The following is a 16,271-nucleotide window of genomic DNA, read 5'->3' on the forward strand; positions in this document are numbered from 1 at the left end:
TAGGCTTACTATGAAACCGTTTTCTTTTTTTGCCCTGATAACTACTAGCATTTTTTTTACGGTTACCGCTTGCACTAAAACGCCATTGATACCCACACAACCTACTAAACCATCCGTTCAACCATCAGCAAAACCCAAAATCGCCCTTGTATTAGGCGGGGGCGGTGCCAAAGGCTTTGCCCATGTCGGCGTCATCAAGGTACTGGAAAAAAATGGCATCACCCCTGACTTAATCGTCGGTACCAGTAGCGGCAGTCTAGTCGGTAGTTTATACGCCAGTGGCAAGTCCGCTAGCGAACTTGAAGACATCGCGACCCATGTTAGCAATAATGAATTGCTTGATTATAGCTGGAGCAAACAAGGCTTTATCGAAGGCATCAAATTACAAAACTGGGTAAATATTCAAGTCGATAATCAACCGATTGAAAAACTCCCCATCCGTTTTGCCAGCGTTGCCACCGATTTAACCACCAAGCAAAAAGCCGTCTTTGATAAAGGCAATACTGGTCTTGCGGTGCGTGCGTCCAGTAGCGTGTATGGCGTTTTTGTACCGCCACGCATCAACAATAAACGCTATGGCGATGGCGGTCTGACAAGCCTTGTGCCTGTGCAAACTGCCAAACAAATGGGCGCAGATATTATCATCGCGGTAGATGTTTCAAGCCCGCCAAAAAATAGCCATCCACAAGATTTTTGGGCGCTACTGGATAAGACATTTGCCGTCATGCCCAATCAAGCAAACGCTGCTGAAATCAAATGGGCGGACGTGGTGATACGCCCAGCCGTTGGTGATATTGGCACCACTAATACCATAGCCAGAGAGGCGACGATAAAAGCAGGGGAAGTCGCAACCTTAGCAAAGCTCAGCGATATTGAGCAAAAAATCGGCAAGTTTCAAAAATTGTAATTAAAAAAACCGCTCAATCATTGAGCAGTGCTATGCTTCGAGTGGTTTTATGCGTTGAGCCCTTCTAGGCATTGAGCGCTTATTATTTTACTTTTAAACGATATTTCACCATCGCCACTTCATTAAGACCCAAACCTGGTACATCCCACTGTATGGCTTTATAGTAAGCCATCGGTAGGTTCTGTAGCACGCCATTCATGTTGGTTTTTAGTGGCATATATTGAAAATTGGCACCGTCCATACTACCGAACGCGCGGGTTGGCTCTACATCGCTCGTGCTCACTAATTCCATATTGGCTGGGATGTTCATGGTCACTTTCATGTTGCGGATACGGTCGGGGCTGTTATTGGTTAAGTAGCCGCGATACTCTACGACGTTGCCTGATGCAAGGCGCGTTTGTGCATTGACGGGGCTTAACACTTCTTGACCTTGTGGATCCTGACCAACAACAGAGGCTAAAATGCGGGTTTGAACTTGACCAGCAGCGGGTGCTGAGATAGGCGCTGCTTGATTATTATCAACAGGGTCTAATGCCACCGTTGGTAGCACAGCCATTGCGGCGGCTGATGCCCCAAGTGAGGCGGTCATTAGCGCGAATACTGAAAGCTTTTGCATGAATATTCTCCATTAAATCATGATTTTCAAATGTTCAAAATTGTTGTGTCAGCGGGTGTTAGCGTATTCTCTTTTTTTGGCAGGTTGGCATACACCGCTGATTGGGTGGTCAAATAGGTTAAGGCTCAACTATAGATTAGCATAACAAACTTTACAATTTAACTCACTAGCAAGTTGAAAGTTGCGGGATGAATTTACTAAATACAAACAGCGCAGCCAAAATCAGTAAGATTAACTATTGTATTTTGTAAGGTTTATTGATAGCCTTATCGTTAGTCTCTGAGCGATGCGTCGCAATAAGCTGTGTGAAGAATGTTGCACAGTGCATTGCCCATTCGCTGTTAAGTTTATATTCGCTGTTAAGCTTACATGTATGTTTAATTAAAAGAGACAAAAACTTTATCGTGCGCTGTCTGTACGTCTACTTTTTTTATCATGTCTACTGTTATCATGCCAACTTCAACCGACACTTCAGCAAGTTTTACCCATGGCAATGCACCGCTTGCCGATGGCGAAACGATGACTGATAATAACCCTATACTTGCCTATCACGCTATGATTGATTTACCCAATACTGCCCAACAAAATGCCGCTGCCACAACCCCTGCGTATGTTACCCCACCTTATGTATTATGGTTTCGTAACTTTGCGCCCTATATCAACACCCATCGTGGCAAGACCTTTGTCATTATGTTCAATGGCGAAGCGGTCAATCACGACAATTTTAGCCATTTGATTCATGATTTTGCGCTGCTGCATAGTCTTGGCATTAAGCTCGTACTCGTCCACGGTGCGCGTCCGCAAATTGATGCCAATCTTGCCGAGAATCATATCGAAACACCGATGGCAGATGATGTGCGCATCACTACAAAAGAAGCCATGCCGTACATCCTAAAAGCCGTTGGCTCAATTCGCCTGCAAATTGAAGCGCAGCTATCGATGGGACTTGCCAACTCGCCGATGTATGGCTCTCGTATTGATGCCATCTCAGGCAACTTCGTCACCGCCCGCCCTTACGGTATCCGTAATGGCATCGATTATCAATTTACTGGGGAAGTGCGCGCGATTGATGCCGAAGCCATCCACAACAATTTAATCCATGATCATGTGGTAATTTTGGGTAGTATGGGCTATTCTGCGACCGGCGAAGTATTTAACCTTTTGGCTGAAGATGTGGCACTACAAGCGGCGATTAGCCTAAAAGCGGATAAATTAATTTTCTTGGGTGAGCAAACAGGTATCTATAAAGATGGCACTCACCTGCTTAAAGAAATGATTCCGCATGAAGTGACACGCTTCTTACGTGATGTTCCTGAAAGCTCAGAAATCGCGCGTTTCTTACGGGCAGCCAGCGATGCTTGTCAATACGGCATCCACCGTACCCATATCATCTCCTATGCCAAAGATGGTGCACTACTTGAAGAGTTATTTACCCGTGACGGCTCAGGGACGCTAATCTCCCATGACCCGTATGAAGAAATTCGCCGTGCCGATATCGACGATGTGGTAGGTTTGATTGAGCTACTAGAGCCACTTGAAGAACAAGGTATTTTGGTCCGTCGTTCGCGTGAGCGTTTAGAGAGCGATATCGAAAACTTTAGTGTGATTGAGCGTGATGGTATGGTATTAGGCTGCGCGGCTTTATACCCACTCAACGACCAAGCCGCGGAAGTGGCTTGTGTGGCTGTCCATCCCGATTATCGCAATGGTAGCCGTGGCGCAGATTTGATAGCATTCTTAGAGCAACAAGCGCGTAGCCGCGGCATCCATGAACTCTATGTATTGACTACTCGCACCGCACATTGGTTTGTCGAGCATGGGTTTATGGAAGTCCCTGCTGAATCGCTACCGGCTGACCGCTATGCCTTTTATGACAATACTCGCAACTCTAAAGTATTAAAAAAGGTACTTTAAAGGTATCGTCTTTCAAGCCACTATAAAAAAACGCTCAATAGGAATATGAGCGTTTTTTTATAGCCAACTGGGGAAAACTTTAAGCTGGGACAAAACTTTAAGATAGGAGAAAACTTAAAGTTTAACGGGTTGGGTCACAGGTGGGTTGACTTGTAACAGCTCAATATCAAAAATCAACACGCTGTTGGGTTCAATATCGGCATTACCTGCTTCGCCATACCCCAAATTAGCGGGGACAAACAGACGGTATTTACCCCCTTCTTTCATCAACTGTAGCCCTTCTGTCCAACCTTTAATCACTTGGTTGAGTGGGAAAGTCACAGGTTCGCCACGTTTATAAGAGCTGTCAAAAATGGTACCGTCAATCAAGCGACCTTCGTAGTGGACTTTGACTTTGTCCGTCGCTTTAGGCGATTTGCCTCTCCCTTGTGTTAGCACTTGGTATTGTAGACCCGACGCGGTAGTCTTCACGCCTGATTTTTTGCCGTTTTCTAGCAAGAACTGTTTGCCTTTTGCTGCATTACTAGCTGCTAACGCTTGTACTTCTTTGGCATAGGCAATTTCTTTGTTTTTTTGATAGTCTAGCAATACTTTTTGCATTTGTTTTTTGTCAAGATTGGGCGACTGCGCTGAGTATGCATCTCGAAATCCCTGAAAAAACGCATCAAGATTTAAATCATCAATACTGTCTTTGTTGCTCTCACCCATCAGATAGCCAAAACTATAGCCGACTTGTGCCAATGCTGGGCTAGTTGCCGTCACTGTGGACTTTGGTACATACACAGAGGACGCAACTTTGTTTGTGCCAGTGCTGGCGGGTGCGGCATTTGCACTGATTGACGTAACTGCTAATAGCATGCCAGTAGCGATGCCAGTCACTAAACTTACTTTTTTATATCCTAAACTCATTGGGATGTTCCTTTGCCATCGTGTCGATGAGTAGGGCGAGCGAACTCGATAGTTACGCTTGCCCGGCTGATTGAGATCACCTATCTGACGCCAACCCCACCTATTGAGCAGGTTGAGAAGCTGACTGCATGGATTCAATTTGTTGTTGTAGTTGGGCTTGGATATCTGCTGCGGCAGGCTGTGCGGCATCAGCCGGTGGGTTGACTTTTAGCAAATCAACATCAAAGATGAGCACACTATTTGGCTCAATACCACCTTGGGGGGCGCCTTGCTCACCGTAAGCGAGTTTTGATGGAATGTAGAAGCGATATTTGCCGCCTTCTTTCATTAACTGTAAGCCTTCGGTCCAACCTGGGATAACTTGGTTAAGCGGGAATACCGCAGGCTGACCGCCATGCTGTGCGGTGCTATCAAACACTTTACCGTCTAACAATTTACCTTCATATTGTACCGCTACGATATCTGTGGCTTTTGGCTGCGCGCCGGTACCTTCTTTGAGCACTTCATACTGTAAGCCAGACGCGGTGGTTTTGACACCCGCTTTTTTAGCGTTTTGCGCTAGGAAAGCCTCGCCTTTGGTTTGGTTGTCTTGTAGGCGTTTTTGGATTTGATTTTGCTCATAGGTTTGTACCGCTTTAATCATTTCTTCACGGGTCATGGTCGATTCTTTACCATTAAAACCGTCATTGATACCTTGATTGATATCAGCAGGATTGAGGTCTTTGGCGTCTTTTTTGACGTTTTGACCCATCATATAACCTAGGCTATAACCTACCTTTGCCACTTCACTGCTTTGGGCATTGATAGCGGCTGAATTACCCGCCAACTGACGGCTACCGATGGCGGCTACTTGTGGGTCGTTGCCAAAACTTTTGATAAAAACGGGTGATAATGCCAAAGCACCTAACACAACTGCTGCCAATACGGGAACTGTATTATTGCTCATAAAATTTCCTATCTGATATGTCCAATTAAGGTCTAATAACTATTAAAAAATCGTCTCAAAATTGTATCTATCATAGCAGAAATAGTTTGTAAAACCTATGGCATCGTCAGGTTTAGGTTTTTTTGTGGGCAAATAGCGGCGATAGCAAAACGGTCTTTACCTCGATACCCTTTTATTGACCGTATCGGCAGCAGAAGGACTTTCATACCGCATTTTTACCCTTTTTTTACCCTATCAGCCCGCTAATGATAAATGGGATGAATGTGACAGCAGGCTTGTTAAGCCGTTGGCATAAAGCTACCTTAACTAAAAGTAGCTCAACATAAAAACAGCATGAGAAATTTATGGGGTAGCTAAGACAGTTAGCCATGCAAATCTTGTAACGGCTGTGACATTTTCTCAAAGTATTTGCCTTTGACGCCGCGATAGTTTTCTAAAATTTTGGGTAAATCGGCGTCATAGTCGCCTGTTGGGTAAAACAAGGGCATAAAGCGCATTTGTTTGGTCTTATAGTCCATCGCAATCGGTAAAATCGGTACGCCCGCCCCTACGGCAATATGATAAAACCCTGTTTTCCATTTTTCGGTATAACTGCGTGTCCCTTCAGGTGCCAACCCTAACCAAAGCTGCTCTTGTTGGTTAAATTGTTCAATGGCCGCCTGCAAAGTCGAACCTTTTTTCTGACGATCAATCGAAATCATCCCGCCCCATTTTAAGAAAGACCCGATGAGCGGGAGACGAAACAGCTCTTTTTTACCCATCAATTTAAAATCAATGCCAACCGATAAAATGCCCATGACCGCATTCCAGCCATCTTCATTGGAGGTGTGAGGGGCAGCGAGCATCACTAGTTGTTTGACATCAGGTACGTCACCGACCACTTGCCAACCTGTTATTTTTAAGTATTTTGCGGCAAGTTTGGCGATTTTTGGGTCATGACGGCGCGGCACGTTAGACCCAAATTGGCTAGGGTCTACTGGCGTTTGGTTGATATCCATGAATATACTCTTTGAGATACTAGATTGAATTAAAATACTAGGCTAAAATTTTCAGTTTACATTAGTTCACTGAAATTAGCAAATTTGTTGATTGAAGAGAGTTATAACAAACTTTTGGGCTGAAGGATGATAATACTTGCACCCAACAATATTACCAAACCGCCAATGCTGTCCCAGTGCGTCAGAGAAACGCCATCGACAAATTTTAGCCATACCAAAGCCGTCGCAATATATATGCCACCATATGCGGCATACACTCGCCCTGTCGCTGTGGGATGAAGGGTCAATAACCATACGAACACGGCGAGCGTGATGGTCATAGGTACAATGAGCCAAAGCGGTTTGTGCTGTTTGAGCATCAGATAGCCAAGATAACAACTGACAATCTCGGCAATGGCGGTGATAAAGAATAAAAGCAGGGTAATCAACAGTTTAGTCATATTCGCGGATTTGCCCCATGTTAGATGTTAGGCTGAAGGAGAAAGTTGATAAATCGCATCACGAGCGTCATTTTCTTTTGAAAAGTCTAAAGCGTCATAGGATTTATCTACTTGATAATGTTTAAATGTATCAGATAGCCATGCACTTTCAAAAGTACACGCTATCAGTGTAGGCTTAACGTCAATCATTTTTGCCTAGCCATTAAACCCCAATTTCCGCCAAATCGCCTTTTTGCTCAAGCCATACTTTACGGTCGCTGGCGCGTTTTTTGGCAAGCAGCATATCCATCACGCTATCGGTTGCCGTTGGGTCATCAAGGTCTAGCTGCACCAAACGTCGTGTATCAGGATTCATCGTGGTTTCACGTAGCTGTTCGGCACTCATCTCGCCCAACCCTTTAAAACGGGTAATTTGCGGCTTTTTATTTTTTGCCACTTTTTTCAAGATTTGCTCAAGCTCTTCATTATCAAGGGCGTACTCTACCTCTTTGCCAATATCAATGCGGTATAGTGGTGGCATAGCAACGTACAAATGCCCTGCATCGACGACTGCTTTAAAATGTTTGACAAACAGCGCACACAGCAGCGTGGCAATATGCAATCCATCCGAATCGGCATCCGCCAAAATACAGATTTTATCATAACGCAGTTCGCTCAAATCGTCTGAATCAGGATCAACACCAATGGCAATGGCGATGTTGTGGATTTCTTCACTGGCAAGCACCGTATCGGGCGACACTTCCCACGTGTTCAAAATCTTGCCTCGCAAGGGCATAATCGCTTGAAAATGGCGGTCACGTGCCTGTTTTGCTGAGCCACCTGCCGAGTCCCCTTCCACCAAAAACAGCTCTGCGCCATCTCGCAAATCACCGCGACAATCCGCCAATTTGCCTGGCAGTGCCGGTCCTTGGGTGATTTTTTTACGCTCAACTTTTTTGGCAGATTTTAGCCGTTTGCCCGCTTTGTTAATCGCCAATTCAGCGATTTGTTTGGCAATCTCTGAGTTTTGATTGAGCCACAAGCTAAAGCCATCTTTAGCAAAGGCTTGCACCACGCCCGCTGCTTCTCGGCTCGATAAGCGCTCTTTGGTCTGTCCGCTAAATTGCGGTTCGGAGAATTTTAGCGATAAAATATAATTAACCCCATCCCACACGTCTTCGGGAGCGAGTTTGACGTTGCGCGGCAGTAGATTGTGCAGTTCACAAAACTCTTTTAATGCGTCAGTAATACCTGTGCGTAGTCCATTGACGTGGGTGCCACCTTGAGCCGTAGGAATCAGATTGACGTAGCTTTCTTGCACAGGCGTACCACCCTCGCTAAGCCAACAAATGGCAAAGCTTAACCCTGCTCGTTCGCCTTTTTTGGCGTCGTAATTAAACACGAATGGCTGTTCTGGGAGGGTGATTTCTTCGACCAGTTGCTCGGTGAGATATTGCGATAGCCCATCGGTAAATTGCCAAACGTCTTTGTCACCGTCAATTTCATTGATAAAAGTAATGGTCAGCCCTGCCGATAACACGGCTTTGGCTTTAAGATGGTGTTTGAGTTGTTTGATGTTGAATTTTGGTGAATCAAAGTATGTTTCATTGACCCAAAACCGCACGAGTGTGCCACGTTTTTTCTTGTTGCTAGCTTGAGCAATGGCAAGCGGAGCAACCGCATTACCATCAACAAATTGCATGGTGAATGCTTCGCCATTTCGCCACACCGTGACATCGACTTTGTGCGATAAGGCATTGACGACTGAAATCCCCACGCCATGCAGACCGCCTGAGACTTGGTAGTTGTCGGTAGAAAATTTACCGCCTGCGTGTAGGCGTGTCAGAATCAATTCAATGCCCGATTGCTTAAATTCGGGGTGAATGTCGGTCGGCATGCCGCGTCCGTCATCTTCGACCGACAACGAACCATCGGTGTGTAGAATGACAGTAATGTTTTTGGCGTGACCTGCAAGGGCTTCATCCACCGAGTTGTCGATGACTTCTTGGGCAAGGTGGTTGGGGCGTGTGGTGTCAGTGTACATACCAGGGCGACGGCGTACTGGGTCAAGACCTTCTAATACTTCAAGTGAGGTGGATGTATAATTGCTCATTTTTTTCCCATTAAATAACACTAAACTTTAATTTGACCAACATTTTTTATTGAATCAACGGCAAGCCAAACAAAAATTGCACAATTTGCGGTAATTTGGTTTCAAAATCACTCATCACATGGTCGCCACCGTCTTCCACGATGATATGACTTTGGGCAGTGCTTTTTTCCAAAGTGCTTTGACTAAAATAATTGACCGCATCTTGGAAATTGAGCAACTCATCGCCTTTTTTCAAAATTACCAATAAATTTTGCGGATTGAGCGATTGTTCGGGGCGATTTGCTACCAACCACTCAATATCTTTTTTGCTAATATGCCAGCCATCGGGGGTCACGTGACCAACATAGTCATCGGGCAAACTGTCAAAATCTTCCCCAAAAAAACGCTTGAGACTTGTGCCACTGTGCACACTTGGATTGAGCAATACCGTTTTTTTACCTGTCAAATTTGCCAAAATATTGCCATAAAATCCACCGAGCGAACTACCGACCAAACCTGTATTGGGGTCTTTGGCAATAATTTCTTGGATTAAAGCAATCGACTCATTGGGTGAACGATTCAAATCGGGCGCAACAACTTTGATTTGCGGGAAATTTTTGGCACAAAAATCTTTGAGTTTTTGCGCTTTTTCGGCGTTTGGATTGCTATCAAGTCCGTGAATATACACAATTTGCATGGCTTTATCTCAAATTTTTAATTATAGTAAATTATCATATCGACTGTTGTTGGTTTGGCTAACATTTAATCTTAGCATTGCTTGGCTAAAATAGCCATGATGCGAGGTTTCAACACGTTAAAATTTGTCGTGTTAGTTAGATAGCCGTGTTTGGGGGTACGTTTTTGTCTGTGTTATTTGATTTTCCGCCCAGTTAACCCTATCTCTGCATAGGTGGATTACTCATCCATTTGCATGGCGTAGTCAGGAGTTATCACCGCGATGGAGCAGCAAGAGTTATTTGAGATTGCCAGTCCTTGTATTCAAGTCTGCGAGCTAGATAAACAAGGGTATTGTAAAGGCTGTTTGCGCAATCGTACCGAGCGTGACCTTTGGCTTATGATGAATGACTCACAAAAGCGGCAAGTACTTAAGTTATTGACTATCCGACGACTCAAACGACTGCGTGCCGAGCGTTTGGCGCACCAAACCCCCACTCAAACTGCGCAAGATGATGAGATAAATTTGACATTGTTTGAAGATAATGAAAATAATGTTGGCGACTAATTGATTAAATGATTGTAATGTCTACTAAAAAAAATTAGGTTGAATGCATGAATAGTTCTTGGTTTAAGCAGGTTTGGCGACTTGCATTAACAGCGATTACGGTATTGATTTTTTTTATGGCAATTCGTGCGCTTTACCGTTTGACCAAAACTGTGCACTATCAAGACGTTCTAGACGCTATCGCGCATATTCCTACTTTCCATCTTTTTATCGCCGCCATCGTGGTTGCTTTTGGTTATTTAGTACTCACCATTTATGATTTTATTGCACTACGCCAAATCGGCAAAAAACTTGATTACCCGCATGTCGCCCTCACCTCTTTTACCGCTTATGCCATTAGCCACACCATTGGGCTCAATCTTGTCACCGCGAGTGGTATCCGTTATCGTAACTATCGCCGTTTTAATCTGACTCATAATGAAATTGCCAACATCATCTGGATGGTGTCAATGGCATTTACCTTTGGTATTACCACGTTGATTGGTGCGTCTTTGACTAGCCATCCTGAGATTACCATTCAACTATTATCCGAACTGGATAAATCCCTTGGCATCTTTGAGCATACTTTCTATGTACGGATGCTTGGCATCATCATGTTAATCGTTATTGCAGCGATTATTGTGTACGCTGGCAAGCAAGGCAAACATGTGGTGATTCGCGGTTGGCGCTTTGACTTACCGCCCGCCAAAATTGTGCTGCAACAGATTGCGATTGCCATTTTAGATTTAAGTACCGTGGCGTTGGTACTGTACTTACTGTTGCCGCCTTCTGAGCATATCAGTTATTGGGCGACCTTTTCTGCTTTTATTCAATCAATGGCAATCGGCATCTTAAGTCATGTCCCTGGGGGATTGGGCGTATTTGAAGTGGTCATGATTACGGCTTTGCCAAAAGTCGATCGGACGCAGATGCTGGCGGTATTATTGATTTTTAGATTACTGTATTACATCATGCCATTTTTGGTTGCCTTACTGGCATTGCTGGCGTACGAGGCAAAGCTATATTTGAATGAAAATTCTGATAAAAAAAAATAACCTTTTAATTTTTAACACTTTGCATCAAACAAACGTGTTTTCATATATTAAAAGGTTATTTTAAGCGTATTCGATAAAACCATACCCAGTTAAATCGACCTATCTTAACTTATTAAAACGTTGTAAAACTTTGCGATTTTGCAACGTCGGATTTAAACTTTTCGGCTAATAAAGGCGACAATGAATAAAATCACCGCCACTGCCAAGAACACATATGCCAAGTTTGCTGATAGACCTGCGACACCACCAAAACCTAAGAAACTAGCAATGAGTGCGATTACAGCAAAAATAATAGCCCAACGAAACATGATAACTCTCCTTTTTTTTATTGTTTTAAATGTCCTGTTTTTGCAGTTAGACATTTTGCATTTAGATACTTTAACGCTTTACATTTTAGTTTTAGTTAAAGTCTGTTAACCTATGCTTTATTGCATGAGTACATATTAAAATAACTCTATAGCGTTGTAACGAGCACTTTTGTAAGGTTTGTGGCTTTCTCATAGCCTGTGTATAACAAAGTGCAAAAAAAAACCATGCATGGTTAATGATGTTCATGCTTCTGGTAAGCATTAGTAAGTATTGCAATGCTGTGTTAATATAGCTGTAGCTTTGTTATTGCCGTCAGATTACTTGTCTTTTGCCCCCACCCTATGCCTAGACCATAGAATTTAGCCTACAATAAAAATTTACCCCTTTGCACTGACAATCTCACTGATTGTTAACGCCACCGAATAACTTCCTTAATGGCATTAGGATTTATTTACGTATTCTCAACATTTTGTCCCTAATCCTTACATTGTTGCGGCCGATGATTGTTTTATAATGGCATCTAGGCTTTTAGTATTCCCTTGACAATCATTCTCTTTATAATACTGTCATATTCGGGAATTATACTAACTACCTATATAACTATAGACACAAGTATAGTAATCAACAATGAGGAAAAAATTATGAAAAAGTTAGCCACAACACTTACTGCATTAGTCATAGCAACAGGTCTTACCGTGAGTGCTCAAGCAGCGACCAAAGTAACGACTACGACCAAATCGACGACCACACACAAAAATGTAGCCACGGCAAAAGCAAAACCACAAAAAGCCACTACTCAAAAATCAACAAAAGCATCAAAAAATAAGCACAGCGCAAAAGCTTCAGCCACGGCTAAAAAAGGCACCAAAGCGACTAAAAGAACGAGCGAAGTAAACATTGATATCCCAGCTGAACTAAAAATCGACGAAAGCAGCAACAAATCTGTTGTGCCAGCCGCACCTAGAAATGCCCAATCAAATCCTAGGGTGGTGCCTGTAGCGCAAGTTACCCAAACAGGTCCTGCGGTTCAATCGATCACCGTGCAACCGGTTGATGACAATACAGCGATTGCCTCAACAACGACAACTGTACCTGTTGACGTACAAACTGTACCCGTTGTAGTAAACCCATAATCGCTAATTGTTAAACGATTTTTATAAAAAAAGATGCCTACGTGGCATCTTTTTTTGTGGCTAATTAGTGGATTGATTATTTGGTCAATAAAAAAGACACTTTAATACCCTTTTTTATTGTTATATAGCTCAAAATCTGTAGCAGCTTTTAGCGATGATAAGCGTATTTGGGATCCGCTGCTGCAGTGAATAACACGTCCGTTGATGAGTTGAGTGCTGTCTCAACCGAGTCTTGTATTACCCCAATAATAAAGCCAATTGCGACTACCTGCATGGCAATGGTGTCAGGAATATTAAAGAAACTACAGGCCAATGGTATCAATAGCAATGACCCCCCTGCAACACCCGATGCCCCCGCCGCAGCTAAGGTAGATACCACCGCTAACAACAGCGCAGACCCGAAGTCCACGTGAATACCTAATGTATGTGCCGCTGCCAATGTCATGACATTGATGGTAATCGCCGCCCCTGCCATATTAATGGTGGCACCTAGTGGAATAGTGATTGAATAAGTATCTTCATGCAAACCTAACTTATGCGCAAGGTTTAGATTCACAGGAATATTGGCGGCTGAACTGCGAGTAAAGAAGGCGGTGATGCCACTTTCTTTAAGACAGGTAAACACCAGTGGATAGGGATTTTTGCGGGTTTTGACAAACACAATCAATGGGTTTACAACCAACGCGATAAATGCCATAGAGCCGACCAACACTGCTAACAAACGGGCATAACTTAATAACACCGACAGACCAGTTTCAGCGATGGTTTGTGTCACCAAGCCAAACACGCCCAATGGCGCAAACCAAATTACCCATTTGACCACGCTTGAGACCGCCTCCGCCAAATCGTTAATCATTTGCTTGGTATTGTCTGAGGCATGGCGCAAGGCAAGACCCAAAATCGCCGCCCACGATAACACGCCCATGTAGTTAGCATTGACGATTGATTTGACGGGATTTTCCACCATGTTGGTCAAGAGTACTTTTATCACTTCTGCTAAGGATGACGGTGGCGTCTGACTGACTTCACTAGCTTTTAAAATCAATTCGGTTGGGAATAAAAAGCTTGCTACGACGGCTGTCAAAGCTGCCAAGAACGTACCTGCCATATACAGCACCAAGGTTGAGCGGACATTGACCTGAGTGCCTGATTTATGCTGACTGATAGCGGCAATGATTAAGATAAACACCAACAACGGTGCAATCGCTTTTAACGCACCGACAAACAACGCACCCAAAATTGAGATGGTTTGCGCCACACTCATGGATAAACCGCCGATGATAGTCGGATTGGCTAATGAACCGACTAAAATACCAAGTATCAGCCCTATCACAATCAAAGGCACCAACCCCACGCGCTGATACGCTTGGATAAGCTTTAACATAATAACCTCTTAATATTTCACCGCAAAAATGGCTGATATATTAACATTTTTTAACAATTTGCATAAATTATTTTTAAAATCGTCAACTTGTCAACTTAACTCTATCAAAGTGTTGGGTAGAGAGGTTATCGGATTTGAAAAACTTGGATGGCAGGTGCGCTGTTGGTTGCTAGTGATTGTAATTGTGCTTGATAAACGCGGTATTTTTGACGACCACTTTCAACCTGTTCGGGGGCAGCGTCGATAACTTCTAGCAGGCGGCTAGCTTGGGTATCTACAATCGCCTCATTGGTGAGATTGATGACGACGCCATCAAATTGGGTGACAAGTTCGATATTATCGGTAAGTACCACACTGGCAGGGAGTTTTTGGTGATAAAAGGCATCAAGTTGCTGGATAATTTGGTGGGGAATAAACGCCACATCACTCAATGACCATAGTCGGTCATCAAGTGGGGGTAATAGCTCGGATGCTGCCACTACGATAATGCTATCATCGCTTTTGGCTAGCACGGTTGAAATCAGCTGGCAGACAAACGCCAGCTGTTTTTTTTGCGGGGACAAAATATAAAAACTAATTTGCGAGGCCATCATTAGGGGTCAGCGTCCTATCACCTAGACTGCATCTTGGGCAGCTTGGCGATAAAGATAATGCATCAATAACGGTACTGGACGACCTGTTGCGGTTGGCTCTTTACCCGACTGCCATGCCGTCCCTGCGATATCCAAGTGCGCCCAAGGGATATCTTCAACAAACTTGGATAAAAAACACGCCGCTGTGACTGACCCTGCTGGCATACCACCAATGTTTTGCATATCTGCCATGTTGGATTTAAGCTGCTCTTGGTAGTCATCATCCAGTGGCATGTGCCAAACACGGTCATACGCTGATTCGCTAGCTTGTTCAAGCTCAAAAATCACATCTTCATTGTTACTGTATAAACCTGAGCGCACATAACCCAGCGCCACGATACACGCCCCCGTCAAGGTTGCCATGTCAATAATCACTTTTGGCTGATAGCGCTGCACATATACCAAGGTGTCACAAAGTACCAAACGACCTTCTGCATCAGTATTGAGGATTTCCACGGTTTTACCATTCATGGCGGTGACGATATCACCAGGGCGAGTCGCTGTTCCTGATGGCATATTCTCCGCACAAGCGAGTGCGCCAACGACTTGTAGCGGTAGACGCGCTTCACATAGCGCTTTAATCATGCCCATGACTGCAGCTGCACCGCCCATGTCGTATTTCATCTCGCCCATGCCCAGACCTGGTTTGAGTGAGATACCACCACTGTCAAAGGTGATGCCTTTACCTACAAGTACAATCGGTTGCTCTAGGCTTGATTTTTTGCCTTTGGTTTTGCTGTTTTTGTCTTTTTTGGCGGCTTTGCCATTGTACTCAAGTAATACTAGCTTAGCTTCATGTGCGGAGCCGCGAGCGACTGCCAAAAAGCAGTTCATCCCTAATTGCTGCATGTCTTTTTCACCCAGTACTTTTACCGTCAATAGCTCTGGGTATTGATTTGCCAAGTTTTGCGCTTGCTGTGCAAGATAGGCAGGGAAACACACATTCGGTGGCTGATTTGCTAAATCTTTGGTGAGTGATTGGCCTTGCGCAGTCGCCTGCTGCAGCTGTAGCAGGGTGTCAAACGCGGCTTGGTTGTCTGCGCTGACCAATAAGGTCACGTCTTTTAGCGTCGGTTTATCCGCTTTTTGCGATTTATAAATATCAAAGGTATAGCTTTGATTTAGCAGGGCTAATGCTAGCTGACCAAAACTCACTTCATCAATACTATCGCCTAAACTAATCACGGCAGATTTGGTAAGACGGCTCAAACTTGCATAAATTGCTTTGGCAATTTTTTGCAGGCTACCGCCGTTTAATTTGTCTTGACTGCCCACGCCAACCAACAATAAACCCGTATTGTTGTCAGCGCCATAACTGATGGCGGTGTCGGCAAGCTTACCCTTAAAACGACTCGCTTCAATTAGGCTACTGACAGCGGTTTGTAGCTCACTCGTTAGTTGCCCCATAGTTTGGCTATTGTCATCTACCAATACCACGTGATAGCTATTCTTGACCGTTTTTTTAAGCGCGGTCGCTAGTGTCAATGTCAAACTCATTTAAGCTCCTTAATTATTGTCATCAAGAAATAACTATTATCATAGCATACCTATTATCGTATTTGGGTTATAGCATTTGGCTTATAATATTGGGCGATGGGATAGCAGGCGTCATTGTGTAGGGTAGAATGCGGTTGTAAAAAGTCTTTGTAAAAAATGGCTTTGATAAAGCGGCTGTAAAAAGTGGTGGTGAAAAGTCATTGTGAAATGTTACCTTACAGTATTCATATTCATAATC

Annotated in this window: 17 protein-coding genes; 5 read left to right on the forward strand and 12 right to left on the reverse strand. The window is 44.0% G+C overall.

Annotated elements, in window-relative coordinates; genetic code table 11:
- Positions 1–10 precede the first annotated feature (10 nt).
- Positions 11–907, forward strand: a complete 897-nt coding sequence (locus tag RTR63_RS00960; RefSeq protein WP_312522203.1) for a patatin-like phospholipase family protein — start codon at positions 11–13, stop codon at positions 905–907.
- Between the two features lie 82 nt (positions 908–989).
- Here RTR63_RS00960 and RTR63_RS00965 read toward each other — a convergent pair whose 3' ends face one another.
- Positions 990–1,523 carry a hypothetical protein gene (locus tag RTR63_RS00965; protein WP_065253570.1) on the reverse strand — a complete coding sequence of 178 codons (534 nt, stop codon included), beginning with the start codon at positions 1,521–1,523 and terminating at the stop codon, positions 990–992.
- Positions 1,524–2,078: 555 nt separating this feature from the next.
- Between RTR63_RS00965 and argA the strand changes: the two genes are divergently transcribed.
- Complete coding sequence (gene argA, locus RTR63_RS00970; RefSeq protein WP_065262875.1) at positions 2,079–3,437, forward strand: amino-acid N-acetyltransferase; 1,359 nt, start codon at positions 2,079–2,081, stop codon at positions 3,435–3,437.
- Between the two features lie 114 nt (positions 3,438–3,551).
- Here argA and RTR63_RS00975 read toward each other — a convergent pair whose 3' ends face one another.
- From RTR63_RS00975 to RTR63_RS01005, 7 genes are all read right to left on the reverse strand, one after another.
- On the reverse strand, positions 3,552–4,346 hold the full coding sequence (locus tag RTR63_RS00975) for a BamJ family beta-barrel-assembly machinery protein (protein ID WP_312522205.1): 795 nt from the start codon (positions 4,344–4,346) through the stop codon (positions 3,552–3,554).
- 100 nt (positions 4,347–4,446) lie between these two features.
- Positions 4,447–5,292: a BamJ family beta-barrel-assembly machinery protein gene (locus RTR63_RS00980; RefSeq protein WP_050325169.1), complete on the reverse strand. Its 846-nt coding sequence runs from the start codon at positions 5,290–5,292 to the stop codon at positions 4,447–4,449.
- Positions 5,293–5,654: 362 nt separating this feature from the next.
- Entirely contained in the window at positions 5,655–6,290 is a 636-nt protein-coding gene (locus RTR63_RS00985) for a lysophospholipid acyltransferase family protein (protein WP_312522208.1), read from the reverse strand.
- A 101-nt stretch (positions 6,291–6,391) separates the two neighbouring features.
- Positions 6,392–6,730 (reverse strand): YnfA family protein, encoded by a 339-nt coding sequence (locus RTR63_RS00990; RefSeq protein WP_065253566.1) that lies wholly within the window; start codon positions 6,728–6,730, stop codon positions 6,392–6,394.
- A gap of 27 nt (positions 6,731–6,757) precedes the next feature.
- Complete coding sequence (locus RTR63_RS00995; protein ID WP_312522210.1) at positions 6,758–6,919, reverse strand: hypothetical protein; 162 nt, start codon at positions 6,917–6,919, stop codon at positions 6,758–6,760.
- Positions 6,920–6,932: 13 nt separating this feature from the next.
- Positions 6,933–8,822, reverse strand: a complete 1,890-nt coding sequence (gene parE, locus RTR63_RS01000) for a DNA topoisomerase IV subunit B (RefSeq protein ID WP_312522212.1) — start codon at positions 8,820–8,822, stop codon at positions 6,933–6,935.
- Between the two features lie 46 nt (positions 8,823–8,868).
- Positions 8,869–9,498: a YqiA/YcfP family alpha/beta fold hydrolase gene (locus RTR63_RS01005; RefSeq protein ID WP_076775427.1), complete on the reverse strand. Its 630-nt coding sequence runs from the start codon at positions 9,496–9,498 to the stop codon at positions 8,869–8,871.
- 261 nt (positions 9,499–9,759) lie between these two features.
- Here RTR63_RS01005 and RTR63_RS01010 point away from each other — a divergent pair, with 261 nt between their 5' ends.
- Positions 9,760–10,044, forward strand: a complete 285-nt coding sequence (locus RTR63_RS01010; protein WP_159373971.1) for a DUF1289 domain-containing protein — start codon at positions 9,760–9,762, stop codon at positions 10,042–10,044.
- A gap of 47 nt (positions 10,045–10,091) precedes the next feature.
- Positions 10,092–11,078 carry a putative bifunctional lysylphosphatidylglycerol flippase/synthetase gene (locus RTR63_RS01015; RefSeq protein WP_312522216.1) on the forward strand — a complete coding sequence of 329 codons (987 nt, stop codon included), beginning with the start codon at positions 10,092–10,094 and terminating at the stop codon, positions 11,076–11,078.
- 152 nt (positions 11,079–11,230) lie between these two features.
- Here RTR63_RS01015 and RTR63_RS01020 read toward each other — a convergent pair whose 3' ends face one another.
- Entirely contained in the window at positions 11,231–11,386 is a 156-nt protein-coding gene (locus RTR63_RS01020; RefSeq protein WP_065253562.1) for a DUF1328 domain-containing protein, read from the reverse strand.
- 642 nt (positions 11,387–12,028) lie between these two features.
- Here RTR63_RS01020 and RTR63_RS01025 point away from each other — a divergent pair.
- Entirely contained in the window at positions 12,029–12,520 is a 492-nt protein-coding gene (locus tag RTR63_RS01025; RefSeq protein ID WP_312522217.1) for a hypothetical protein, read from the forward strand.
- A gap of 148 nt (positions 12,521–12,668) precedes the next feature.
- On the opposite strand, the gene sstT is transcribed toward RTR63_RS01025, so the two are convergent.
- From sstT to RTR63_RS01040, 3 genes are all read right to left on the reverse strand, one after another.
- Entirely contained in the window at positions 12,669–13,904 is a 1,236-nt protein-coding gene (sstT, locus tag RTR63_RS01030) for a serine/threonine transporter SstT (protein WP_312522219.1), read from the reverse strand.
- A gap of 125 nt (positions 13,905–14,029) precedes the next feature.
- Entirely contained in the window at positions 14,030–14,497 is a 468-nt protein-coding gene (locus RTR63_RS01035; RefSeq protein WP_312522221.1) for a DNA polymerase III subunit chi, read from the reverse strand.
- 21 nt (positions 14,498–14,518) lie between these two features.
- The gene (locus tag RTR63_RS01040; RefSeq protein ID WP_312522223.1) at positions 14,519–16,033 is read right to left on the reverse strand and encodes a leucyl aminopeptidase; all 1,515 of its coding nucleotides are present in this window, start codon (positions 16,031–16,033) and stop codon (positions 14,519–14,521) included.
- Between the last annotated feature and the right edge of the window lie 238 nt (positions 16,034–16,271).

Origin of the sequence: Moraxella sp. CTOTU47724, assembly GCF_032014955.1 — a bacterium.
GTDB classification, from domain to species: Bacteria; Pseudomonadota; Gammaproteobacteria; order Pseudomonadales; family Moraxellaceae; genus Faucicola; species Faucicola tetraodonis.